General features: G+C 76.4%; 20 protein-coding genes. 13 read left to right on the top strand and 7 right to left on the bottom strand.

From position 1 onward, the window contains the following. Window positions 1-47: 47 nt before the first annotated feature. Window positions 48-1,034 carry a helix-turn-helix domain-containing protein gene (locus J116_RS04220; RefSeq protein ID WP_023590598.1) on the bottom strand — a complete coding sequence of 329 codons (987 nt, stop codon included), beginning with the start codon at window positions 1,032-1,034 and terminating at the stop codon, window positions 48-50. Between the two features lie 510 nt (window positions 1,035-1,544). Here J116_RS04220 and J116_RS04215 point away from each other — a divergent pair. Both J116_RS04215 and J116_RS04210 read left to right on the top strand, forming a co-directional pair. Then, window positions 1,545-3,287, top strand: coding sequence for a pyruvate dehydrogenase (locus J116_RS04215; RefSeq protein ID WP_023590599.1), 1,743 nt, complete (start codon window positions 1,545-1,547; stop codon window positions 3,285-3,287). 163 nt (window positions 3,288-3,450) lie between these two features. Next, entirely contained in the window at window positions 3,451-3,873 is a 423-nt protein-coding gene (locus J116_RS04210; protein WP_023590600.1) for an ATP-binding protein, read from the top strand. A 176-nt stretch (window positions 3,874-4,049) separates the two neighbouring features. Here J116_RS04210 and J116_RS04205 read toward each other — a convergent pair whose 3' ends face one another. Then, complete coding sequence (locus J116_RS04205) at window positions 4,050-5,114, bottom strand: DUF2637 domain-containing protein (RefSeq protein WP_023590601.1); 1,065 nt, start codon at window positions 5,112-5,114, stop codon at window positions 4,050-4,052. 289 nt (window positions 5,115-5,403) lie between these two features. On the opposite strand from J116_RS04205, the gene J116_RS04200 reads away from it, so the two are divergent. Beyond that, window positions 5,404-6,375, top strand: a complete 972-nt coding sequence (locus J116_RS04200) for a carbohydrate kinase family protein (RefSeq protein WP_028964672.1) — start codon at window positions 5,404-5,406, stop codon at window positions 6,373-6,375. 390 nt (window positions 6,376-6,765) lie between these two features. Here the strand turns inward: J116_RS04200 and J116_RS04195 are convergent, their stop codons facing one another. Next, window positions 6,766-7,647 (bottom strand): (2Fe-2S)-binding protein, encoded by an 882-nt coding sequence (locus J116_RS04195; RefSeq protein WP_023590604.1) that lies wholly within the window; start codon window positions 7,645-7,647, stop codon window positions 6,766-6,768. A 150-nt stretch (window positions 7,648-7,797) separates the two neighbouring features. On the opposite strand from J116_RS04195, the gene J116_RS04190 reads away from it, so the two are divergent. Beyond that, entirely contained in the window at window positions 7,798-8,643 is an 846-nt protein-coding gene (locus J116_RS04190) for a GntR family transcriptional regulator (RefSeq protein ID WP_023590605.1), read from the top strand. A gap of 50 nt (window positions 8,644-8,693) precedes the next feature. Beyond that, a complete protein-coding gene (locus tag J116_RS04185) occupies window positions 8,694-9,809 on the top strand; it encodes a WD40 repeat domain-containing protein (RefSeq protein WP_023590606.1) in 1,116 nt (371 codons plus the stop codon). A gap of 81 nt (window positions 9,810-9,890) precedes the next feature. On the opposite strand, the gene J116_RS04180 is transcribed toward J116_RS04185, so the two are convergent. The 4 genes from J116_RS04180 to J116_RS04165 all read right to left on the bottom strand — a co-directional run bounded on the left by J116_RS04180 (window position 9,891) and on the right by J116_RS04165 (window position 14,919). Continuing rightward, complete coding sequence (locus J116_RS04180) at window positions 9,891-10,295, bottom strand: ChaB family protein (RefSeq protein WP_028964673.1); 405 nt, start codon at window positions 10,293-10,295, stop codon at window positions 9,891-9,893. Between the two features lie 5 nt (window positions 10,296-10,300). Beyond that, window positions 10,301-12,235, bottom strand: coding sequence for an FG-GAP-like repeat-containing protein (locus J116_RS04175; RefSeq protein ID WP_235617407.1), 1,935 nt, complete (start codon window positions 12,233-12,235; stop codon window positions 10,301-10,303). Between the two features lie 587 nt (window positions 12,236-12,822). Beyond that, window positions 12,823-13,584 carry a hypothetical protein gene (locus J116_RS04170; RefSeq protein ID WP_079147654.1) on the bottom strand — a complete coding sequence of 254 codons (762 nt, stop codon included), beginning with the start codon at window positions 13,582-13,584 and terminating at the stop codon, window positions 12,823-12,825. Between the two features lie 111 nt (window positions 13,585-13,695). Further along, window positions 13,696-14,919, bottom strand: coding sequence for a hypothetical protein (locus J116_RS04165; protein ID WP_023590609.1), 1,224 nt, complete (start codon window positions 14,917-14,919; stop codon window positions 13,696-13,698). Between the two features lie 193 nt (window positions 14,920-15,112). Between J116_RS04165 and J116_RS04160 the strand changes: the two genes are divergently transcribed. The 8 genes from J116_RS04160 to J116_RS04130 all read left to right on the top strand — a co-directional run bounded on the left by J116_RS04160 (window position 15,113) and on the right by J116_RS04130 (window position 23,102). After that, window positions 15,113-16,081 carry an ABC transporter substrate-binding protein gene (locus J116_RS04160; RefSeq protein ID WP_028964674.1) on the top strand — a complete coding sequence of 323 codons (969 nt, stop codon included), beginning with the start codon at window positions 15,113-15,115 and terminating at the stop codon, window positions 16,079-16,081. 38 nt (window positions 16,082-16,119) lie between these two features. Next, window positions 16,120-17,082 (top strand): FecCD family ABC transporter permease, encoded by a 963-nt coding sequence (locus tag J116_RS04155; RefSeq protein WP_051204030.1) that lies wholly within the window; start codon window positions 16,120-16,122, stop codon window positions 17,080-17,082. Further along, window positions 17,079-18,128, top strand: coding sequence for a FecCD family ABC transporter permease (locus J116_RS04150; protein ID WP_037948673.1), 1,050 nt, complete (start codon window positions 17,079-17,081; stop codon window positions 18,126-18,128). The genes J116_RS04155 and J116_RS04150 overlap by 4 nt, the downstream gene beginning before the upstream one ends. Further along, window positions 18,125-19,048, top strand: a complete 924-nt coding sequence (locus J116_RS04145; protein WP_079147653.1) for an ABC transporter ATP-binding protein — start codon at window positions 18,125-18,127, stop codon at window positions 19,046-19,048. The genes J116_RS04150 and J116_RS04145 overlap by 4 nt, the downstream gene beginning before the upstream one ends. A gap of 73 nt (window positions 19,049-19,121) precedes the next feature. Next, on the top strand, window positions 19,122-19,250 hold the full coding sequence (gene amiA / locus J116_RS31190; RefSeq protein ID WP_268810580.1) for a streptamidine family RiPP: 129 nt from the start codon (window positions 19,122-19,124) through the stop codon (window positions 19,248-19,250). 98 nt (window positions 19,251-19,348) lie between these two features. After that, window positions 19,349-20,254, top strand: a complete 906-nt coding sequence (locus J116_RS04140) for a hypothetical protein (RefSeq protein ID WP_023590614.1) — start codon at window positions 19,349-19,351, stop codon at window positions 20,252-20,254. A gap of 56 nt (window positions 20,255-20,310) precedes the next feature. After that, window positions 20,311-21,738, top strand: coding sequence for a CocE/NonD family hydrolase (locus J116_RS04135; protein WP_023590615.1), 1,428 nt, complete (start codon window positions 20,311-20,313; stop codon window positions 21,736-21,738). Next, window positions 21,735-23,102, top strand: coding sequence for a YcaO-like family protein (locus tag J116_RS04130; RefSeq protein ID WP_023590616.1), 1,368 nt, complete (start codon window positions 21,735-21,737; stop codon window positions 23,100-23,102). The genes J116_RS04135 and J116_RS04130 overlap by 4 nt, the downstream gene beginning before the upstream one ends. The last annotated feature ends 16 nt before the right edge of the window (window positions 23,103-23,118 follow it).

Genomic DNA, 23,118 nt, shown 5'->3' with positions numbered 1-23,118 from the left:
GGTCAGCCGGATCGCTCGGTCCGGTACGCGAGGCGCCGCCGGTCCCGTCAGCGGGTGACCCAGCCGCGCTCGTACGCGTGCCAGCCCAGCTGGAGCCGGGTCGTCACGCCCGCCAGCTCCATCAGCCCCTTCACCCGCCGCTGCACCGTCCGCAGGCCGAGGTCCAGCTGCTTCGCCACGCTCGCGTCCGTCATGCCCGCCAGCAGCAGCGACAGAACCTCCAGGTCCGTCGCGTCGGGCCCCGCCCCCGGCTCCTCCACCGGCGGCCCGTCCGCCGCGCCCATCCGCAGCGGCACCGCGTCCCGCCACACCGCCTCGAACAGCCCCGTCAGCGACTCCAGGAGCCCGCTCGCGTGCACCACCAGCGCCGCCGGTTCCGCGCCCCGTCCCGTCAGCGGCACCATCGCCAGTGACCGGTCCGCCACGACCAGCTTCGTCGGCACCCGGTCCACCACCCGCACCCGCTCGTCCCGGCGCAGCGCCGACGCCACGTCGGCCACCCCGTCGGGCCCCTCCAGCACCTCCCGCTCCACCACCACCCGGTACGCCACGCCCCGCTCGGCCGCGCGCTCCTCCGCGTCGTTCTCCGCGCCCGTCACCACCACCGGCCTGCCGGTCACCAGGGCGCACACCTCCTCCGCCGCGCCCAGCTGGAGCTGCCGGAACCGGTGCGCCACCGCGCTGGCCCCGGTCACCACCTCCAGCAGGTCGTGCACCTCGGGCTGCGCGGCCGCCTCCGCCCGGTACTCCTCCGCGAGCAGCGCCGCCGCCAGCTCGGCCTGCTCCAGCTCGTGGCGCTGCTGGGTGAGCAGCGCGCCCAGCGCCACGGCGGGCGGCGCCGCCACCCACCGGCCCGTGCGGTACGAGGACTGCGCGGCCAGGCCCTGCGCCTCCAGCCGACGCAGCGTCCGCTCCGTCTCCGGCTCCGGCAGCGCCAGCCGGTGCGCGAGGTCCCTGACCTCCGCCGCGCCCAGCGCCACGAGCGCCCGGTACGCCGACTCCTGCCGCTCGTCGAGCCCGATCGCGTTCAGCACCGGGACCTCCCTCCCCTCGGGCCGTGGCGGAAAACGGCCACGGCGCAAACCCGCCGCCCCCATCATCCCCGCACCACCCGCCACTCTGCCAAGGTGACGCCACCGCGGCACCAGCGGCCTCCCGGCCACACGACCGCGGTTCGCGCCGCCGCGTCGTGCCGCACGACTCTGCGCGCGACGCGCGCGAGGCACGCGGGTCCGCCGGGACGCCCTCCTTTGTTGGGGAAGGAGGACGCACCCGGCGGACCCCCCGCGCCTCGCCGTCCGCGCCCGCGCCCCTCCCGTACGTCGCCCTGCGCGGCCCCCGGCCCCCTGGTCCCCGCGCGCCCGCCCGTGCCCCGCCCCGCCCGTGCCCCGCCCTCGCGCCACGCCTTCCGCGCCGCCCGTGCCCGCCCCCCCTCGGGCCCCGGGCGCCCGCGCCGCTGCCGGACCGCCGCGCGTACGCCGAAGTCCGTACACATGGCCGCCTCCGGGAGGCGGGAGCCCGGCGGGCGTGCGTGGATGGGGAGCATGGGCAGACAGAACGTGGCGGAGCAGTTCGTCGACACCCTCGTCCGCGCCGGGGTCCAGCGGATGTACGGGGTCGTCGGCGACAGCCTCAACCCCGTGGTGGACGCCGTACGGCGCACCCGGGGCATCGAGTGGGTGCAGGTGCGGCACGAGGAGAGCGCCGCGTTCGCGGCCGGCGCCGAGGCGCAGCTGACCGGACGGCTCGCCGCCTGCGCGGGGTCGTGCGGCCCGGGCAACCTCCACCTCATCAACGGCCTGTACGACGCGCACCGCTCCATGGCCCCCGTCCTGGCGCTCGCCTCCCACATCCCGTCCGGCGAGATCGGGCTCGGCTACTTCCAGGAGACCCACCCCGACCAGCTGTTCCAGCGGTGCAGCCACTACTGCGAGCTGATCTCCAACCCGCAGCAGATGCCCCGCCTCCTGCGCACCGCGATCCAGCACGCCGTCGGGCGCGGCGGCGTCAGCGTGGTCGCCCTGCCCGGTGACATCGCGGCCCAGCAGGCGCCCGAGAAGACCACCGCGCACGACCTGGTCACCACCCGCCCCACCGTGCGCCCCGGCGACGCCGAGATCGACGCGCTGGTCCGGATGGTCGACGCCGCCGACCGGGTCACCCTGTTCTGCGGCAGCGGCACGGCGGGCGCCCACGCCGAGGTCATGCAGTTCGCCGAGCGGGTCAAGGCGCCGGTCGGCCACGCCCTGCGCGGCAAGGAGTTCATCCAGTACGACAATCCTTTCGACGTGGGCATGAGCGGGCTGCTCGGGTACGGCGCCGCGTACGAGGCCACCCACGAGTGCGATCTGCTGATCCTGCTCGGCACGGACTTCCCGTACAGCGCGTTCCTGCCCGACGACGTGCGGATCGTCCAGGTGGACGTACGGCCCGAGCGGCTCGGGCGGCGCTCACGGCTCGACCTCGCCGTGTGGGGCGATGTCCGTGAGACCCTGCGCTGCCTCGTGCCCCGTGTGCGCCCCAAGAGCGACCGGCGGTTCCTGGACAAGATGCTGAAGAAGCACGCGGAGGCGCTGGAGGGCGTCGTCCGCGCCTACACCCGCAAGGCGGAGAAGCACACCCCGCTGCACCCCGAGTACGTGGCGTCCGTCCTCGACGAACTCTCCGACGACGACGCCGTGTTCACCGTGGACACCGGCATGTGCAATGTGTGGGCGGCCCGCTATCTCACCCCCAACGGGCGACGCCGCATCATCGGCTCGTTCAGCCACGGCTCCATGGCGAACGCGCTGCCGCAGGCCATCGGCGCCCAGTTCGCCCACCCCGGACGGCAGGTCGTGTCGATGTCCGGCGACGGCGGGTTCGCCATGCTCATGGGCGACTTCCTCACCCTCGTCCAGTACGGCCTGCCGGTGAAGATCGTGCTGTTCAACAACTCCTCGCTCGGCATGGTGGAGCTGGAGATGATGGTCGCCGGGCTGCCCTCGCACGGCACCACCAACCACAACCCGGACTTCGCCGCCGTCGCCCGCGCCGCCGGTGCCTACGGGGTGCGGGTGGAGAAGCCCAAACAGCTGGCGGGCGCCCTCAAGGACGCCTTCCGGCACCCGGGCCCGGCCCTGGTCGACGTGGTGACCGACCCGAACGCGCTGTCCATCCCGCCGAAGATCCGCGCCGAGATGGTGACCGGCTTCGCGCTGTCCGCCAGCAAGATCGTGCTGGACGGCGGCGTCGGCCGGATGGCGCAGCTGGCGCGATCCAACGTGCGGAACATTCCGCGACCTTGACACCCCGGCGTGCCCCACTGCTCCCCTCTGTGCGCCCGCCCGTGGGTAGTCCGTACGCGTGACACGCGGGGCACGGGGGCATGGAACCCCGTGAGCCTGTTCGAGGGAAGGGCCGATGACGTGGGTGGGGGCTATGAGTGGGCGTCAGGCAGGGGTCGGACCCATGGTGGACGGGCGGGACCAGGACAGACCGGGGGCAGCGGGACTGTCCCGGCGGATCGGCGCGGGTGACCTGGGGGCCGTCGCCGGAATGCGCGCGGCGCTGCGGGAGTTATGGGGCCACCGGGTCGCGGAGGACCCGGCGTTCACGGCGGAGCTGCTCACCAGCGAGCTGGTGACCAACGCGCTGATCCACACGGCGTACGGCGCGGTCGTCACCGCGTCTCTCACCGGTGACGTCCTGCGCGTGGAGGTGCGGGACTTCGCGCCCGAGCCGCCCGATCCGTACCTCCCCGCGTCGGAGGACCGCACGCACGGCCGGGGCCTGCTCCTCGTGCAGGCGCTCGCCGACGCGTGGGGCGTACGGGCGCAGGGCGCGGGCAAGGTCGTCTGGTTCGAGCTGTCCGGGGTGAAACCGGCCGCCTGACCCGGGGGAGGGGAGAGCCGTCCGTCCGGCCGCCTGACCGAGGAGGGGGAGCGGCCGAGGAGGGGGAGCGGCCGAGGAGGGGAGCGGCCGAGGAGGGAGGGCGGCGCCGCCCGGACGCACCGGTGGGCCCGCCGCCTCGGAGCGGCGGGCCCACCGGCGGGACCCCGGGCCGAGCCTCAGCCGAACTGCTGCTCCAGGCTCTTGAGCTTCCGCTCCAGGGAGTCGAGGCGGGGGAGCGTCTGCGTGTCGTCCTCCGCCGTCAGATCGACCGTCTGCGGCTCATCGCCCCTGACGGCCTGAAGGGAGGGCCGGGAGCGGTGCGGCAGCTGTCCCGGCTCGGATATGGCGGGCTCCGCGAGCGCCCCCTCCACGGCGCCCTGCCCGGAGCCGGACGACGAGTTCAGACCCGGTACGTCCACCTGGCGCCCGCCGCCCCGCCCGAGCCCCCAGGCCCGGTGCTGCCGGTTGAGCGCGCGCAGCCGCGCCCGGTCCAGCTTCTGCTGCTCCCGCCTCCGGCGGCGGCTCAGCTCCTTCTCGCGCCTGTCCTCCCGTACCTCCTCGACGGCCTCGTCCAGGGTCCGTACGCCCTCCAGCAGCATCAGCGACCAGGCGGCGAACGTCTCGCGGGGCGCCCGCAGCCAGCGGACGATCCGGATCTGCGGCAGCGGGCGCGGCACGAGGCCCTGCTCGCGCAGCGCCGCCCGGCGGGTCTGCTTCAGCGCCCGGTCGAACAGCACGGCCGCCGACAGGGACATCCCCGCGAAGAACTGCGGGGCGCCGTCGTGCCCCAGGCCGCGCGGGGCGTGCACCCAGTTGAACCAGGCGGCGGCCCCGGCGAACAGCCACACGAGCAGCCGCGAGCCGAGCGCCGCGTCGCCGTGGCTGGCCTCGCGCACGGCGAGCACCGAGCAGAACATGGCGGCGCCGTCGAGGCCGAACGGCACCAGGTACTCCCAGCCGCCGGACAGGTTCAGGTTCTGCCGGCCGAAGCCGACCAGGCCGTGGAAGGAGAGCGCGGCGGCGACGGCCGCGCAGCAGAACAGCAGCAGGTAGGAGGCGATTCCGTAGACGGCCTCCTTGCGCCGGCGGCGTTCCTCGCTGCGCTCCCAGGAGTCCTCGGGCACGGCCTTCTCACCGGCGGCGCGCTTGCCGCGCGCGAGCACCGCCACCGCCACGGCGGTTCCGACGAGCATCACACCGCCCGGGATCAGCCAGTCCAGCGATATGTCGGTCAGTCTCATGCGGTGTCCCTCGCATCGCAGTGGTGCATGTGGTGCGTCATCTTGGCCGACCGACGGGGCGTGTCAGGGGGTTTCGGGGCAAGAGCACGCCAACGGGGCCCGGAGGGCCGCGAACAGGCGCCATTCACTCGAACGGTAATCCGAAGACCGTGAGGAACGTTCGAATGCGGCCACTCGGTCGGGTGGCGTGGAACGCGTCACGAGCGGGTCCCGGACCGGGGCACAGGGTGTGATGCTGTCCCCGGAGCGGCCGCTTGACGAAGGCCGCCGGGCGTTCGAGGCGGAGGACATGAGCAGTCAGCGGATCACCGTGCTCGGCGAATGCGTCGCCGATGCCTTCACCGACCCCGTCCACCCCGCCGGGCCTCCCGGCGCCGGGCTCACGCTGCGGGTCCTGCCCGGTGGCGGGCCCGCCAACACGGCCGTCGCCCTCGCCCGGCTCGGCACCCCCGCCCGGTTCCTCGGCCGCCTCTCCGGCGATGTGTTCGGCACGCTGTTCCGGGACCGCCTGCTCGCCTCCGGCGTGGACCTCACGGGCTCGGTGACCGCGCCCGAGCCGAGCGCCCTGGCCGTCGCCGACGTGGACGCGCGCGGCCACGCCTCGTACGCCTTCTACGCGGAGGGCGCCGCCGACTGGCAGTGGACCGCCGAGGAGCTGGCCGCGGCGCCGCTGGACGGCACGGTCTGTCTGCACACCGGCTCCCTGGCGCTCGTCCGCGAGCCCGGCGGGCGCCGCGTCGAGGAGTTCCTCGCCTCCGTACGGCAGCGGGCCACCGTGTGCGTCGACCCCAACGTCCGCCCGCTGCTGGTGCCCCCGGCCGCGTACCGGGAGCGGATCGGTGACTGGTGCGCGCTCGCCGACATCCTGCGGGTCAGCGAGGACGACCTCGCCCGGCTGCTGCCCGGCGTCACGCCCGAGGAGGCGTGCGACCGGTGGCACGCGGCGGGCGCCCGGCTCGTCGTCGTCACGCTCGGCGCGCGCGGGGCGCTCGCCTCGCTGGACGGCGCCCGCGTCACCGTACCGGCCCCGCCGACGGAGGTCGTGGACACGGTCGGCGCGGGCGACTCGTTCACGGCGGGCCTCCTGCACGCCCTGGCCGGGCTCGGCCGCCTGGGCGGCCGCCTCGACGGGCTGACCTTGGAGGAGACCGCCGCGAGCTGCGCGTACGCGGCCCTGGTCGCCGCTCGCACCTGCGCGGTGCCCGGCGCCGACCCGCCCTGGGCGAGGGACCTGCCGCAGCCGCCGAGGCCGATGCGCTGACGCGCCGTCGGGGGGAGGGTCCCGTGACAGGTCCGGGGGCCTCCTGGAGGTGGCGTCCGGGCGGCTCAGGGGCGTGGCGCGCGGGGCGGTACCGGTCGGCGCTCGACGCGCTCTGTGCAGGCCGCTCCACCGGATGCCGAGGTGTTGCCCGCAGGTGCCGGGTCGGCACCGGGATGTGCCGCGCGCAGGCCGCCCGGCAGACGCCCGACGTACTGTCCCGGGCCGCCCGCCCCGGCGTGGACGTGTCGCGCGCAGGCCGCCGGGCCGGCACCGAGACGTGTCGCCCGCGGGACGCCGGTCCGGCGCCTGACGTGTCGTACACGGGCCGCTCCCGACGCGTCGGCGGCGCGTCGCCCGCAGCCGCCGTGAGGCGGCTGCATTGACGTTTCGTCAGTTCGCTCGCGTCGCCGCCAGTTTGCGGACGCGGTCGGCGTCGCAGGTGCGGGGGCACGTCACGCAGGTGTCCTCGGGGCGCAGCGTGTAGAAGAGGCAGCAGCTCGCCCGGTCCCTGGTGGGGAACGACCGCCCGTCGGGCCCCGTCAGCTCCCGGAACCCGGCCGGGCCCACGTACGGCTTCGCCGTGCCCGGAAGCAGCAGCTCCAGCTCCTCCATCGCGCGCGGCTCCTCGCCGAGCAGCCCGGCCACGTACCAGATGCCCTCGACGATCTCGTCCGTCGCCATGCCCCACAGCGCGCGCCCCCGGCGCCGCATGCGCGGACCGAACCCCTCCAGCACGGGCCCTATGTGCTCGGCGACCGCCGCCCGCACTTCGGCCCGCAGCGCCTCCTCGTCCGGCACGACCCGCGCCCCGGGCAGCGCGGCCGCAGGATCGCCCGGCAGGCACGCGAACTCCCGTACCCGGACGGCCATCCGGCCCAGCGTCCGCTGGAACGCCACGTCGGCGGCGGGCACCCGGGGCACCCGGCGGTGCAGGAACCACGGAACCGTCACCAGCAGGCAGGCGGGCCAGGCGTACCGGTGGAGACCGAAACTCGCGACCACGTCCGGGCGGGCCGCCACCCCGTAGTCGCGCAGCGTCTGCGCCTCGTCCCAGGCGAGGAACGCGTCGAGCGCGGGGCCGCCGGCCGCCAGTTCGTCCGCGCGGACCCAGCCGTCGCCGCTCGGCACCGGTTCGCCGTCCGCGAGCTCGCGCACCCGCAGACCGGGGAACACCTCGGCGAGACGGGCGTACGAGGGTGCGACGGGCGAGGCGGCCGACGAGGCGGCGGAACGCGAGGCGGACGCGGAGGGCAGCAGTGCGGAGAGGGACATGCAGGACCACCGAATCGCGATCGTTTGCAGGTAAGCCTTACCTTACCCGATCTGATCGATGTGTGCCCCGCCGCCCCGTCCGCCTATCGTGCACACAGGGCCCCCGCACCGCGAGCCGGGCCCTCACGCACTGTCGGCAGGAGGACCCGAGTGGAGCAGGGCAGAGCCCGCGAGGCGGCCGAGCGACCCGAGCGGCGGCCGGCGCCGCCCGCCGCGTCCCCGGCGCCCCAGGGGCACGCCCCGTACCGGGCACCCGAGGGGCACGCTCCTTCCGGGCGCCCCGGCGCGCCCTCCGCCCACCGCGTCCCCGAGCAGGCGCGCGGCCCGCACGACCACGAAGACCACGACGGGCCGCTCCCCGGCACGCCCCGGCTGGTCCAGCGGCACTCCGTACGCGGCCAGGTCCTCGACGCGCTGCGCGCCGCGCTCGTCGGCGGCGACCTCGCGCCCGGCCAGGTGTACTCCGCGCCCGCCCTCGGCCTGCGCCTCGGCGTCTCCGCCACGCCCGTACGGGAGGCCATGCAGCAGCTCGCCGTCGAGGGCGCCGTAGAGGTCGTCCCCAACCGCGGCTTCCGCGTCGTCGAACGCACCCCGCGCGAACTCGCCGAGCTGGCCGAGGTCCGCGCCCTCATCGAGGTCCCCGTCATGCTGCGCCTCGCCCGCACCGTGCCCGCCGACCGCTGGGCGGAGCTGCGCCCACTCGCCGAGGCGACCGCAGCGGCCGCCGCGCACGGCGACCTCGCCGAGTACGGGGAGGCCGACCGCGCCTTCCACCGCGCCCTGCTCGGCCTCGCCGGGAACGAGCAGCTGGTCGCCGTCGCCGACGACCTGCACCGCCGCTCCCAGTGGCCCCTCGTCAGCCCGCCCGCCGTGCGCCGCGCCGACCTGGTCGCGGACGCGGCCGAGCACGGCGCCCTCCTCGACGCGCTCGTCGCCGGGGACCTCAACGTCGTGGAGTCCCTGGTAAGGGAGCACTTCACGGGCGCCCGCGGCTGAAGGCGGGACGGCGGGACGGCGGGACGGCGGGACGGCGGAGAGGGACGGCAGTGCGTGCCACGGTATGGACGGTCGCCAACGCGCTCGGCGTGGTCGCCGGTACGCCCGGCGAGCTGCTCACGGCCCTGCTGAGCGCCCCGCGCCGCCCCGACCGGGTGGTCCTGCCCGCCGGGACGCCGGGCGTCGGCGAACTGGCGGCCGACCTGCGCGCCCTGGGCCATGTCGAGGTCGCGTTCGAGGAGCCGGACCGGCCCGTACCGCCGCCGGGGCGCCCTCACCTGTCCGACCCGGCCGCCGTCTGTGCGGCCGACCCCGTGCGGGTGACCCGCCTGTACGAGGAGGAGACCGGCCCGTACGGAGGGCTGCGCGCCGCCTGGCTGCGGGCCGGGCAGGCGCTCGTACGGGACGGCCAGACGCCGCCCGGCCGGGCCCTGGCGCTGCTGGCCGCCCTGCCGGAGGGCGCGGAGGACGCGGTGCGGGACGGGCTGGCCGTCCTCGCGGCGGACGCGCCGTGGACGGTGGCCGGTGTGCGGGAGGGCCGTGTGACGGCGCTGACCGTGTGCGGCGGGCAGCCGGTCGAGACCGACGACCGGCGCACCCGGGCGGTCGCCTGCCTGGGCGACGGCAGCCGGCTGACGCTGGACGAGCGCGGCCGCCTGCGGACACCCTCGGGCTCCGTGCCGCGCCTGGTGGAGGCCGTGGCGGCGACCCTCGCCACGCATCCGGCGACGGCGCTCGCGGCCGTGGGCGACACGGTCCTCACGGGCGACCGGATGGGCTTCGTGCACGCCTTCAGCCTGGCCGGGCTGCACCAGGCGGCGCTCCACTCCGGCCGGGTCACCGCGCTCACGGCGACCGGCGGGCCCCGCGTGTACAGCGGCGGCGCCGACGGGACCGTACGGCTCTGGCGTCCCGGCGACGACGCGGACGACGCGTCCGTGGTGGCCCGGCGCCCGCACCCGGTGGCCGCCCTGCACGCGCGGGGCGCGGCGCTGGCGGTTGCCTGGGCGGACGGGCTGGTGGAGCTGCGCGACCCGGCCGGGGACGGGGAGGCACGCCCGTTCAGGCCGGGCCCCGCCGTACGGGCGCTCGCGCTGCTGCCGGACAACACCCTGGCGGTCGGCACGGACGAGACATGCGTACTCCTCCGCCCCCGGCCCGCCTGACCGGCGCCGGGAGGGGAGTTGGAACCGGAGACCCGGACGTGCGCGGGACGGGAGTGACCAGTACCCGGTGGGCGCGCGGGGTCAGCGCTCCCGGGCCTGGCGGGTGCGGGAACGGTTCTCCTTGCGGAGCGCCTCGGCCAGCTCGGCCTTCGTCATCTGCGACCGGCCCTCGATGCCGAGCCGCTTCGCCATGTCGTACAGGTGCTGCTTCGAGGCGTTCTCGTCGACGCCCGCGCCGCTGCGGGCCGGAGTGCCGCGCGGAGCCGCGGCGCGCGGGTCGGAGGGGCCCTTGCGGCCCTGCTCCTTGCGCTCCCAGTGGTCGCCGACCTTCTCGTAGGTGTGCTTCAGCGCGCTGAAGGCGACCCGGTGGGCCCGTTCGCCCTCGCCGTACTGCTCGACGGCCGAGTCGTGCGCCTTGATCCAGGTTCGCTGTGCCTCCTTCGCGGACCGCTCCAGCGTGGAGGGCAGCTCCTCACGCCCTGGCATGGAGATCACCTCCGGTGTCGCCCGGGACGGACGCCGGACGTGTGCCCCCGCCACCGGCCCCGAAACGCCGCGCCGCCCCTCGCGCCCCGGGAAACGGGCGGGGCGGTCCCCTCCGGCGCCGTGCCGGAGGAGACCGCCCCGCCGTCGTGTGCTCCTCCCGGACCGCGGTCGGATGCCGCGGGGGGGGGGGGGGGGGGGCGGTGCAGGAAGTGGGTGCGGGCGAAGCCCCAGGAGCTCGCCGTGGCGCTGGCCCAGCCGATCCGGACGGAGTCGGACGTGCCGTCGGCCTTCGTCGGCCAGGTGAACATCTTCACGTTGCCGTCGGCGCAGCCGTACATCGCCCCGATGTCGTCGCGGCCGTCGCCGTTGTAGTCGGCGAGGACGATCTTCATCGAGGAGTGCGTGAGACTCCCCGCGGCCGAGGTCAGGGCCGTACGGGGCGAGGCGACCGTGCCGTCCGCGTTGCCCTCCAGGACGTGGACGACGTCCCGGCCGTCCTGGTAGTCGTACCAGAGCACGGCGTCGTCGCGGCCGTCGCCGTCGAAGTCGCCGGAGTGCAGGTCCGTTCGGGCCCAGTCGCCCCACGTCGGGTGGTCCCAGGCGACCTTCGGGGCGCTGAACCCGCCGGTCGGGGTGGCCAGGAACGTCCACAGCTTCACGGCACCGCCGTCGTAGTCGTAGAGCACGCCGACGTCGTCGCGGCCGTCGCCGTTGAAGTCGCCGCTCTCCAGACGCGCGCGGGACCAGGTGAAGCTGCCCGCCGGCGCCGACCAGGAGGCGAACGGGGCCGCGAAGGTGCCGTTGCCCTGGCTGACGTACGTCCACATCCTCACGGAGCCGTCCGCGTAGCCGTACATGATGGCGACGTCGGCGTTGCCGTCACCGTTGAAGTCGCCGGAGACCTTCTTCACCCGGGCGTGGTCCACGCTGCCCGCGGGGCTCGTGTACCCGGCGAGGGGGAAGGCCAGCGCGCCCGTGTCCGAGCCGCCGAACCGGTACAGCATGTCCCGGCCGTCGGCGTAGTCGTACCAGCCGAGCATGTCGGCGCGGGTGTCGCCGTCGAAGTCGTTGCGGACGGCGGTGCCGGTCGTCCACTGCGTGTGGCCCTGGGCGTCGCGCACGACGAGGTTGCCGCGCTCCTGGAGGACCAGCGAGCCGCCCGCGGCGCCGGTGCCCGACTGCCACAGGGTGGCTGTTCCGGCGGCGTCGCACACGACGAGGTTGCTGTCCGCGCCGAACTCGGCGGTGGCGCCCGCGTTCCCGGCGGTGCCCGTGGACCACAGGACCTTGCCGGCGCGGGAGGTGACGACGAGGTTGCCGTCGGCGCGCATGGTGAGCGTGGCGGAGCCGGAGGCCAGCGTCTCGCCGGACCGCAGCCGCTGCCCCGCGGTGAGCCGGTCGCCTACGGCGATGCCGTCGGTCCGCGCGGCCACGGCGCCGTTGCGGGTCTCCTCCACGCCGAAGCAACCGCCCTGCCAGGAGCGGCTGCTGACGCCGACCAGCTCCACGGCGCCGTCGCGTTCGCGCAGGACGGGCCCGCCGCTGTCACCCATGCAGACGGAGTCGGCGGCGGTGGCACCGGTGATGCCGAGGGTGGTGCCGTTCACGCTGTTCACCCCGAACGACGCCACGTGCAGCCGGTCCGGCACCCACTGGGTCTTCGTACGGCCGTAGCCCGCGACCTTCAGGGTGTCCCCGGCCGCCGCCGGGCCCGACGCCAGGGCGACGGGCCGGATCCCGGTGGCGGGCGTGGCGAGACGCGCCAGGACGACGTCCCGATCGGCGCGCGGCACCAGATGGGTGACCTCGGTGACGTGTCCGCCGGTCCCTGCCGTCAGGTCGGCGCGGCCGATTGTCGCCACGGTCCGGTAGGCGGGCGCGCCCGGCGCGACCTCGCCGCCCTGGAGCGGGCTCGCGGCGAAGCAGCTGGCGGCGGTGATGATCCAGCGGGGTCGATCAGCGCGCCCGAACAGGCCCGCGCCTGCTCGCCGCTGCCGATCTGGAGCTGCGCGGTGAAGGCGTACGCGGTGTCCGATGGCGGGGTGCCGACGATCGCCTGCGCGGGCGTCGACGCGGTCACGAGACCGCGTCGACGGCCACGGCGGCCAGCGCCGTCGAGGCGCGTGGACGGGGTGAGTGCACGATGGGTTCCCTCGTGTCGGTGAAGATTGCCTGGCTCTCGGCGAGGGCGGGAGCGCGGCTCGGGAGGCAGGACGGCGGAACCCTGCGGTCGATCTTCACATTCCCCCCGGAACGCCCCCCCGTGGCGGCGCGCGTCGACGCCGCCGACCGCTCCCCTCGCGATCTTGCGCAGGGAACCTATCACCGCGGTCGAGCGGGAAGGGAGGGGTACGCGGCACGTAATCGGCAGGCACCAGCGAAGCACAACGGCCGCACCATAAGCGGCCGTTCGTGAAACGCGTGGGCGCGACCGACATCCGTCCCGGTGCCCCGTGGACCGCTGCGCGGCGCGGCCGGCGGCACCGCCGGACGGGCTTCGGGAGACCGCTGCCGTACCGGGAGGCCGTCAGACCGCCGGGTGGGGTGTCAGGTGCGCGGCCAGCCAGGTGGGCACGCCGCCCAGGAGGCGGAACAGGCGCTGCGCCTCGGCCCGCAGGCGGCTCGCCTCCGGCTCCGGTTCGGCGTCCGCCAGCGCGGCCAGCGCCGGGGCCGTCCCGACCAGGTAGCCCAGCTCCTCCCGTAGCCGCAGCGACTCCGCGAACCCGTGCCGCGCCTCCGCCAGTTCGCCCTCCCGCAGCGCGAGACCGGCCAGGTGCCGCCAGGTGAACGACATCAGCAGCGTGTCGCCCTGCGCGGTCGCGCCCGCGTGCGCCCTCCGGTACGCGGCGCGGGCCGCCTGCGGGGTGTCCGCGAGGTACTGGGCCAGCAGCCCGCGCCGGAAGTCCAGCAGTGCCCGCCCCGGCGACGAGGGGCCCAGCAGCGCCGCCGCCCGGCCGAGCGCCGCCCGCGCCTCGTCGGCCCGGTCCCGCACCCCGTGCAGGGTCGCCGCGTACGCCAGGTAGCCGCGCTCGCAGGCCGCGGCGCCCCGGTCGTCGTCGGCCCGCGCGACGGCCTCGGCGGCCCGCAGCGCGTCCTCGGCCTCCGGCCAGCCCGCCTCCGTGTACAGGCACCGCTCGATCAGCAGGGCGGCCCGCTGCACCGCCACGGGCGGGTCGTCGGCGTACGGGGCGAGCAGCGCGGCCGCGTCGGTCCAGCAGGCGCGGGAGCGCAGCCGCCATACCGCGGTCTGGAGAGGATCGTCACCTTCGGTCGTTCCGGAACCAGACATGGCGGTATACGCCACATTGCCCTCCCCGCACACCGTTGGGCCGATGAGTCCGGACGCATCACAGCACGGAAACGCTCACCCGGCCAAGAGGTCGAGTGAAATGTTTCACAATCACCTGCCGACCGGATCGAGGTGCGCCTCGTCGCCGGGGGCCAGCAGTGCCAGGTGGCCGCCCTCGTCGAGGGGGGTCGGGACCCGCAGGACGCCCGCGGGTGACGTTCCGTCGAAAAGGTGAATCTCCCCGTGACCGCCCCGGCTGACGGCGACCAGCGGGGCCCCCGGCGACGCGGCGACCGCGCGCCGCTGGACCCCGTCCCACGGGGTGCCGCCCGGCCGGGGCGCGCCGTCCATGGCGGGCAGCGGCAGCCGTGCCACCACGCGCGGCGACTCCGGGTCGATCAGCACCAGTTCGTCGCCGTCGGGGTGCACCCGCGCGTAGGCGATGTGGGCGGCCGACACGGCCAGGCGGAACACCAGCCCAGGCCCGAGCGGCACCCGGCCCGCCCTGCGGTCGTCGTCGAGGCCGTGGAACCAGGCGTCGTTGGACCACTCCGGCCACCGCCCCGGGTCCGCGGGGCCGCCCCGCACGCACGACCACAGCGTCCGGCGGACCGGATCGACGCGCAGGTAGTAGCCCCGCCCCGGCCCGCCCCACGACAGCGGCTCCTCCACCGCGAGCTTCTCGCCGTCGCGCCGTGCCCGGTGCACACCGGAGCCCGCCGCCGCGAACAGCCGCCCGGTGACGGGGTCGTGGGCGTCACCGTGCCCGTCCGCGTCCGGCAGCCCCGTCTCGTACGCGGGTGTGGCGGGCGGGCAGGACGGCGCGGCGGCCATCAGGTCGGTGTGCCGGTACGCCGTGAGCGCGCCGGGCTCGCGGTGGCGCAGCACCACCAGCGGGTCGTCCGCGCCGAGGACGGTGACGCCCGGCTCGCCGGTGCGGGCGCGGACCCGTACCGCCTTCGGGCCCCGGGGCGCGTCCAGCTGGACGGCGGTCAGCAGGTCGCTCCACGGCGCGTGGTTGCGGCCGAGGCCGGTGGTGACGGCGAGGCGGCGGCCGGTCGGGTCGGCGGCCAGGTGCTCGGCCGGGACCGCCACCGGGACGACCGCCCCGACCAGCGGTCGCCCGGAGTCGGGGCCGTACGGGTCGAGGACGACCAGCTCGCCCGCGAGGTCGTCCACGAACGCGGCGCGGCCGCCGGGCAGGGCGAGGAACCCGGCGTGCTCGGCGAGGTGCCGGCCCTCCACGACGCCGGTGACCTCGCCGCCCGGGAGGGCCAGGAGCCGTAGGGAACCGGCCACTTGGTCGGCGACCAGCAGGCGGGGGGAGAGGGGCATGGCGGGCTCCGTGGGTCGGGGAGAGAGGGTGTGGTCAGGGCTTATTGAGAATGATTATCATGTGACGGATCGTTGCGACAGACCCACCACGGAAAGAGGCCCGATGACCCACGGGACACCCGCACACGCCGCACACGCCCCCGGGACGCCGGCACACGCGATGTCGGCGGACGGCATACCGGCGTCGCGCAGGATGCTGAGGACCGTGCGCCGCTGGGCGGCCGCCGCCGTCCTCGGCACGCTCATCGCGGGCTGCGGCACCACCACCCCGCCCGACGCGGAGCCCAAGGCGGCGGACGCGGGCGCGAAGACCGACGTCTCCGTCCAGCCCATCGCCGCCGCACGCCAGATCACCGACCCCAAGGGCCACACGGTCACCACGAAGGCGCCCCCGCGCCGCATCGTCTGCCTCGTCGCCCTCTGCGACGACATGCTGGCCGAGCTGGGCCTCACCCCCACCGCCACCAACTCCGCGCTGCTCGCCCACCCGAAGTTCCTCGGCAAGGAGAAGGCCGCCCGCATCCCCGTCGTGCCCGGCGGGTTCATCGCCCCCGAGACCGAGGCGATCCTGTCCCACAAGCCGGACCTCGTCATCGGCCTGGAGGACACCCACGGCAAGCTCGCCCCCGCCCTCGACGGCGCCACCGTCTTCTGGCCCGTCCAGCCCACCAGCTGGCAGGACAGCGTCGGCTACCTCCGGAACCTGGCCGCACTCACCGGACACACCCGGCAGGGCGAGGACGCCGAACGCGCCTTCCGCGCCAAACTCGCCGCCGCCGAACAGAACAAGAGCGACAGGACCGCTCTGATCATCTTCGGCAGCGACGAGAACTTCGGCGTCGCCACCCCCGGCAGGGACGTGGCCGCCGGACTCATGCCGAAGATCGCCGACTACCCCTGGCAGAACCGCGGCGTCGAAGGCACCTACAGCATGGAGGAGATCCTCGCCCGCGACGTGGACGTGCTGTTCGTCGAGACGCTCTCCTTCGGCGAACCCGACGGGAAACTGTCCGACAAGCTCGCCAAGAACCCGCTGTGGTCCCGCATCCCGGCCGTGAGGAACGGCGCGGTCCACGAGGTGGACGCCGAGGTGTGGGCGAAGGGGCGCGGCACCCGTTCCCTCGGCATCGTCCTCGACGAGGCGACGGCCGCGCTGAAGTGACCCCGCCGCCGCTGCCCCGTTCCGCGTCCCCCGCGCGCCTGTACGTGGCCGGGGGCGCCGCCCTGGCCGCCGTCACCGCCGCCGCGCTCTGCCTCGGCACCCCGTACGTGCCGCTCGCCCGGCTGCTCCCGGCGCTCGGCGGGGACGACCTGGCCGGAATCGTCGTCACCGAACTCCGCCTGCCCCGGCTCCTCCTGGCCCTCGTCGCCGGGGCGTGCCTCGGCGCCGCCGGGCTCGTCCTCCAGGAGGCCCTGCGCAACCCGCTCGCCGTCCCGGAAATGCTCGGAGTATCCGGCGGCGCGGCCCTCGGCGTCGCCGCGCCGCTCGTCCTCGCCCTGTCCGTCCCGCTCGCCGCGCAGCCGTTCCTCGCCCTGGGCGGGGCGGCGCTCGGCGGGCTCCTCACCCTGGTCGCCGCCGGGTTCGGCCGCAGCCCGTCCGCCGTGCTGCTCACCGGCGCCGCCGTGGCCGCCGCCCTTCAGGCCGCGCTCCTGGTCCTGATGGTGCTGGCCGACCAGCTGGACCTCCAGCTCGTCTACCGGTACCTGCTCGGCAGCCTGTCCGCCCGCACCTGGGACGACCTGGCAGGACTGTGGCCGTGGCTCGCCGCGGCCGTGCCCGCGCTGGTGCTGTGCGCGCCCGTGCTGAGCGTGCTGCGGCTCGGCGACGACGACGCGCGTGCCCTGGGCGTCCGGGTGCGGCGCGCCAGGATCGCCGCGCTGGCCATCGCGGTCGTGCTGATCGCGCCCGTGGTCGCCGTGTGCGGGCCGGTCGCCTGGGTCGGCTTCCTCGCCCCCCACCTGGCGCGGCGGCTGCGGCCCGACCTCGACGCCGTGGGCTGGCTGCCCTGGGCGGCGGTGTGGGGCGCCCTCGTCGTCGCCGCCGCCGACCAGCCCGCCCGCCTCGCCCTGGCCCCGACCGAGACCCCGGTCGGCGCCTGGACGGCGCTCCTCGGCGTACCGGCGGGCGTGGCGCTGCTGCGGCGAAGGGCGGTGCGGCGATGAGCACCGCCCTCCTCAAGCGGGTGCCCTCCGTTCGCCGCGTCCGGTGGGTGCTGCCGGCCCTGCTGCTGACGGGTGTCGCGTGCGCCGCCGTCGCCGGGATGGTCGCCGGGCGGGCCGTCGGGGCGGGCCAGGTCGCCGAGGTGCTGGCCGGTGGCGGCGACGCGACCGCGCGGCACGTCGTCCTGAACCTGCGGATGCCCCGTACCCTCGTCGCCCTCGTCGCGGGCGCGTGCCTCGGCGTGGCCGGGACCGTGCTCCAGTCCGCGCTGCGCAACCCGCTGGCCGGGCCCGAGGTCACCGGGGTCACGCCCGGCGCGGTGCTCGGCGCGGTCGCCGCGACGGGCCTCGGCTTCGCCGGGTGGCGGTCGCCCGGCGCCGTGGTGGCCGCCGCCTGCGCGGGCGGGTTCGCGGGGGCGGGTCTGCTGTGGCTGCTGGCCGGGCGGGACCGGGGCGACCCGGAGCGTACGGCCGTGCACGGCGTCCTCGTGTCGGCCGTGCTGTCCGGGCTGACCGCCATGGTGCTGCTGGTCGCGCCCGGCGAACTCGGCAGCGTCGTCCAGTGGCTGGTCGGCTCCACCGAGGGCCGCGTGTGGACGCACTGGAACCTGCTGTGGCCCTGGGCGCTCGCCTGGGGCGCCGCCGCCTGGCTGCTGGCCGCGCCGCTGACCCTGCTGCGGTGCGGCGACGAGCAGGCGGCCGCCGCGGGGCTGCGCACCGGCCGCGCCCGGCTCGCCGCGCTCGCCTGCGCGGTGGCGCTCACCGCCGGCGCCGTGTCGGTCGTGGGCGCGCTCGGGTTCGTCGGGCTGCTCGTCCCGCACCTGGCGTTCGCGCTGTGCGGCGCCGACCTGCGGTACGCCCTGCCGGGTGCGGCGCTGACCGGCGCGGTGGTGGTGGGCGGGGCCGACGCGGGGGCGCAGTGGCTCTCCCGGCTCCTCGGGCCCGCGCTGGGCTCGGACCGGCTGAGCATCCCCGCCGGGGCGCTGACCACCTGTGTGGGCGCGGCGCTGCTGCTGATCGTGGCTCGACGACGGAAGGAACCGACATGACGTCCGTACCCGCCGGGGCCGCCGCCCCGGGGCCCGCGCCAACGCCGGGGTCCCCACCCGCGCCGGGCGCCGCGCCAACGCCGGGGTCCGTACCGGCCGGGGGCGCCGGGGCCGTGCTGGTCGAGGGGCTGCGGTTCGGCTACCCCGGACGTGAGGTGCTGGCCGGGGTGGACCTGCGGGTGGAACCGGGCGAGTCGGTCGCCCTCGTGGGTCTCAACGGCTGCGGCAAGAGCACCCTCCTGCGCCTGTGCGCCGGGCTGCTGCGGCCCTCCGCCGGGCGGGTCCTGCTGGACGGCGACGACGTGGCCCGGCTCTCCCGCAGGGCCGCCGCCCGCCGGGTCGCCCTGCTCCACCAGTCGGCCCCGCCCGTACCCGGCATGACGGTGCGTCAGCTCGTGCGGCAGGGCCGGTACGCGGCGCGCGGGCCGCTCGGCATGCTCCGGGACGGCGACGACGCCGTGTGCGCGCGGGCGCTGGCCGACGTGGGCGTCCAGGACTGGGCCGACCGGCCGGTGGACGACCTGTCCGGCGGCGAGCGGCAGCGCGTACGGCTCGCCATGGCCCTCGCCCAGGACACGGGCGTCCTGTTGCTGGACGAGCCGACCACGTACCTGGACCTGCGCCACCAGCTGGAGGTCATGCGGACCGTCGTACGGCTGCGCGAGGAGCGGGGCCTGACGGTCCTGATGGTCCTGCACGACCTGGGCCACGCCGCCCGGTTCGCGGACCGGATCGTCGCGCTGCGGGACGGCCGGATCGCGGCGGACGGGCCGCCGCACGAGGTCGTCACGCCGCGTCTGCTCGCCCAAGTCCTGGGCGTGGTGGGGCGGGTGGGGCGCGACCCGGAAGGCGGGTGGCCGGTGTGTTACCCGGATCACCCTCTGCCTTCGGTATTGCAAAATGAAAATCATATTCACTAGAGTGCGGGGTGTGCCGCCGGGTCCGGTGGCACACCACTCACGCACCACCGATCCGGAAACGGAGGCTCAACCCATGGAGCAGCACGAGGTGTTCACCCCGATCGCCGAGCAGGGCCAGCTCGCCCACCTCTCCGCGACCCACTCCAACGCCCTCGTCGAGAACCCCTTCGACGACGTGGCCGAGGCGGGCGCGGACCAGTAATCCAGGTCCCCACCCGTACGGGGCCCGCCCGGATCGCCTTCCCGGGCGGGCCCGCCCCGTCCCCGGCCACCCGGCCCCACCCGCTTCTGGAGGAACCCGTGCCCCTCGCCCCCGGCGTCGTCCTCGTCACCGTCCCCGGCGAAGGGCTCGCCGTCCGTACGCCCGACGGAACGTTCCTGCGGGTCGCCACGGCGGGCGCCGACCCGCGGGCGCTCACCGCGCGGCTGACGGACGGTCGTTTCAACGGCCCGATCACCCACGCGGCCGGCGGTCCGATCGCCGACGCGGCCGGCGGTCCGGTCACAGGCCCGGTCGCCGACCCGGAGATCGAACGCCTCGCCGACGCCTTCGCCGACGCCGGTTACACGGGCCACGCCCCGCCGCCGCCCCTCGCGGGCCGCACCGTCGCCGTCCTGGGCGACCCGGTCCTCACGGTGCCCCTCACCCGGTACGTACGCGACGCGGGCGGCGTCACCCGCACGGTCACCCCCGACGAGGCCGCCGCCGTCGACTCCGACCGCACCGCCGTCGTCTGGTGCCTCGACGGCCCCGTGCCGCCCGGCCTCTGGGACGCCGCCGACCGGCTGCCCGGGCACGGCACCGCCTGGCTGCGCACCCACCGCGAGGGCGCCCACGCCTGGATCGAACCGCCCGCCACCGCGCCCGGCGACGTCACCTCCGCCCACGTACGGCTCCGCCGCCTCGCCGCCACCCCCGCCCACCGCGAACTCGCCGCGCTCTGGGCCGGACACGCCACCCCCGACGAGGGCCCCCGGCACACCGAGGCGTCCGCCGCGCTCACCGCCGCGCTCCTCACCGCCGACCTCCTCGCCTGGGCCGCCGGAGCCCCCCTGCCGGTACGCCGCCGACTGCGCCGCCTCGACCTGCGCGACCTCGCCGTCACCAGTCACACGGTTCTCCCCGTCCCCGACGTGGCGCCCCTTCCCGCGCCCGCCCCTGCCCCGCACCCCGCGGCGCCCCTTTCGACGGGCGGTCCGGCGTGAGGGGCGCGGCGACCACCCCGGCGACCCCGACGGCCACAGCGACCACGGCGGGCACAGTGAACCCGGCTGCCCCGACGGTCGTGCGGATCGACGGACTCGCCGCCGACCTGTGTCTCCCCGCAGGGCCCGGCCCGCATCCCGCAGTCGTCCTCCGCACGCCCTACGACCGGCGTGCCCACCGTGCCGAGCTGGCCGCCTGGGCCGCCCGGGGTTTCGCCGCCCTCGCCCAGGACGTGCGCGGCCGGTACGGGTCGGGCGGCGACTGGAGGCCCTACGGCGACCACGAGCCCCGCGACGGCGCGGCGACCCTGCGGTGGGTGCGCGACCAGCCGTGGAGCGACGGGCGCGTGGTCACCGCGGGCGCCTCCTACGCCGCGTACTGCGCCCTCGTCACCCCCGGCGCCGACGCCGTCCTCGCCGCCGTCCCCGCGCTCGGCCTCGCCGAGACCGCCCGCGAACCCACGGGGCCCGAGCGGCTGCATGCTCGCGCCGGCTGGTGGGCCGCCCACGGGCACGGCCGCGTCTCGACCGCCGCCGCCCCGCCGGACCCGCGCCGCCTGCCCGTACGGGACCTCCTCGACACGCCCGGCTGGGCCGCCCTGTGGGACGCCGCCCGCCGCCCGCCCCTCACCGGCGACGTGCCGCTGCTCGCCGTCGGCGGCACCCGCGACCCGTTCGCGCAGGACACGATCCGGCTGTGGCGCGACTGGCGCGGACCCGCCCGGCTGATCCTCGGCCCCTGGGGCCACGGCCTCACCGCCGGACCCGCACCCGAGGCGCGCCCCGCCCACCGGCTCAACCTCGGAACGCTGTACGCCCGTTGGGCGCGCGCCGCGCTCGACGGAGCCCTCCACGGGAGCCGCGCGGTCGTCGGGCACGGCGACAGCGACCACTGGTACGCCCTGCCCCGTACGGCGGAGCCCGTCACGTACCGCTTCGGCGAACCGGCCGGGCTGCGGCTGGTGCACGGCGCCGAGTTCACCGCCGACCCCGCCCGGCCCGTACGCTCCGACGACCTCGCCGTTCCCCTCCCCGCCGCCGCGCCCGCCGACCGCTGCCTCCTCGCCGGGCCGCCGCTGCCCCGCCCCCTGGACCTGCTGGGCCCCGCCGAGGCGCGGCTCGACGCGACCGCGGACACCCCGTCCGCCGACTGGGCGGTCCGCCTCGTCGCGCTCACCCCCGACGGGCGCGCCCGGCCGCTGGCCACCGGCGTCGTACGCCGCGCCCGGCCCGGCCCGTTCACCGTGCCGCTCGGCCACCTCGCCCGCCGCCTCGACGCGGGCACCCGCCTGCGCGTCGAGGTCGCCGGACACCACTTCCCCGCCCACGCCCGCAACCCGCACACCGGCGAGGACCCGGTCACCGCGACCCGCCTGGCCGCCTCCCGGCGCACCGTACGCCTGCCCGGCAGCGTCCTGCGGCTGCCCGCCGTACCCCGCGCCCGCCTGCGCCGGGCCGACCCCCTACAGGAGATACCGACGTGAGCAGCGCCCTGGACATCGAGTCGCTGGTGGACCCCCTCTGCGGGATCGTCCGCGAGGTCGCGCCCGTCCCGCACCCCGACGGCGCCCCGCCCCGCTACACCGCGATGACCGCCGACGTGGCCGACGCCCGCCGCTTCGGCGCCTGGCCCGCCGACCGGGTCTCGCTCGGCACCACGTTCGGCGACCCCGAGGGGGCCCGGATCGCCGCCATAGCGGAGGCCGTCGAGCGGTACTGCGGCAACCGGCTGCCTCCGCCCGGCCACCCCGACGCGCCGGTCCGCGCGACCGCCGCCGAACTCGCCGCCGAGGGACGGCGCCTGTACGGTCCCGGCGACCTCCCCGCGTACGCCCCCTGGCAGTACGAGCGGGCCCGCTTCCCCTACCGGCCGCTCACCGCCGACACGCCCGCCCTGTGGACCCGCGCACGGGAGGACGGCGAGGAATGCTGGGTGCCGGTCGCGCTCAGCCACCTCAACTGGCGGCAGGGCGACCTGCGTTCGCTGCCCCGCACCCACCACCTCAACTACGCGGGCATCGCCACCGGCCAGGGTCTCGACGACGCCGTGGAACGCGGCCTGCTGGAGGTCGTGGAGCGTGACGCGCTGGAGCTGTGGTGGCACCTCGACGGGCCCGCCCGGGGCATCGACCCGGCGAGCGTCCCCGGCCTGGCCCACGACCTCGACGGCACCGGACTCGACGTGGCGCTGGTGGAGATGCCGTCCGAGTTCGCGCCGTGCGTGGCCGCGCTCGTCCACGACCCGGCGCGCGGCATCCACGCCGCCGGGTTCGCCTGCCGGTACGACCCCGCCGAAGCCGCCCGCAAGGCCGTCCTGGAGGCCGTCCACACGTGGGTGTTCACCCAGGGGGCCACCGACCCGGACGGCTGGGTGTTCCGGGCCGTCGAGACCGGGCTCCTCGCCCGCGGGCTGTACCTGGACCACCGCGCCGACCGCCGCTACCTGGACGTCTGCGGGGAGGACTTCGCCGCCGTACGGGACCTCGGCGCCCACGTCCAGGTGTGGCTGGACCCGCGCATGGCGCCGTACGCCCGCCGGTTCACCGCGCCCGCCCTCGGCACCGTCCCCGTCCAGGACATCCCGCACGGCAGCCCCGGGAAGCTGCGGGCCCGCCTCGCGGAGGGCGGCCACCGGGTCATCACCCTGGACCTCACCACCGAGGACGTCGCGGAGACCCCGCTGCGCGTCGCCCGCGTCCTCGTGTCCGGCCTCGTCCCCAACGCCCCCGCCGCGTTCGCGTACCTGGGCTGCCCGCGCTTCGCCGACGCCGCCCTCGCGCGCGGCTGGCGCGACCGGCCGCCCGCCGGACCCGGGGACTTCACGCTCGCCCCGCCCCCGCACATGTGAGACGTGCCGTGTCCTC

Origin of the sequence: Streptomyces thermolilacinus SPC6 (assembly GCF_000478605.2) — a bacterium.
Classification (GTDB): domain Bacteria; phylum Actinomycetota; class Actinomycetes; order Streptomycetales; family Streptomycetaceae; genus Streptomyces; species Streptomyces thermolilacinus.
This window is presented reverse-complemented; position numbering and strand designations above follow the sequence as displayed.

Excerpts from the sequence above, each read along its gene's own strand:
- J116_RS04215 (WP_023590599.1), top strand. The coding sequence starts at position 1,545 with ATGGGCAGACAGAACGTGGCGGAGCAGTTCGTCGACACCCTCGTCCGC.
- J116_RS04210 (WP_023590600.1), top strand. The coding sequence starts at position 3,451 with ATGGTGGACGGGCGGGACCAGGACAGACCGGGGGCAGCGGGACTGTCC.
- J116_RS04205 (WP_023590601.1), bottom strand. The coding sequence starts at position 5,114 with ATGAGACTGACCGACATATCGCTGGACTGGCTGATCCCGGGCGGTGTG.
- J116_RS04200 (WP_028964672.1), top strand. The coding sequence starts at position 5,404 with ATGAGCAGTCAGCGGATCACCGTGCTCGGCGAATGCGTCGCCGATGCC.
- J116_RS04195 (WP_023590604.1), bottom strand. The coding sequence starts at position 7,647 with ATGTCCCTCTCCGCACTGCTGCCCTCCGCGTCCGCCTCGCGTTCCGCC.
- J116_RS04180 (WP_028964673.1), bottom strand. The coding sequence starts at position 10,295 with ATGCCAGGGCGTGAGGAGCTGCCCTCCACGCTGGAGCGGTCCGCGAAG.
- J116_RS04170 (WP_079147654.1), bottom strand. The coding sequence starts at position 13,584 with ATGTCTGGTTCCGGAACGACCGAAGGTGACGATCCTCTCCAGACCGCG.
- J116_RS04165 (WP_023590609.1), bottom strand. The coding sequence starts at position 14,919 with ATGCCCCTCTCCCCCCGCCTGCTGGTCGCCGACCAAGTGGCCGGTTCC.
- J116_RS04160 (WP_028964674.1), top strand. The coding sequence starts at position 15,113 with ATGCTGAGGACCGTGCGCCGCTGGGCGGCCGCCGCCGTCCTCGGCACG.
- J116_RS04150 (WP_037948673.1), top strand. The coding sequence starts at position 17,079 with ATGAGCACCGCCCTCCTCAAGCGGGTGCCCTCCGTTCGCCGCGTCCGG.
- J116_RS04145 (WP_079147653.1), top strand. The coding sequence starts at position 18,125 with ATGACGTCCGTACCCGCCGGGGCCGCCGCCCCGGGGCCCGCGCCAACG.
- amiA (WP_268810580.1), top strand. The coding sequence starts at position 19,122 with ATGGAGCAGCACGAGGTGTTCACCCCGATCGCCGAGCAGGGCCAGCTC.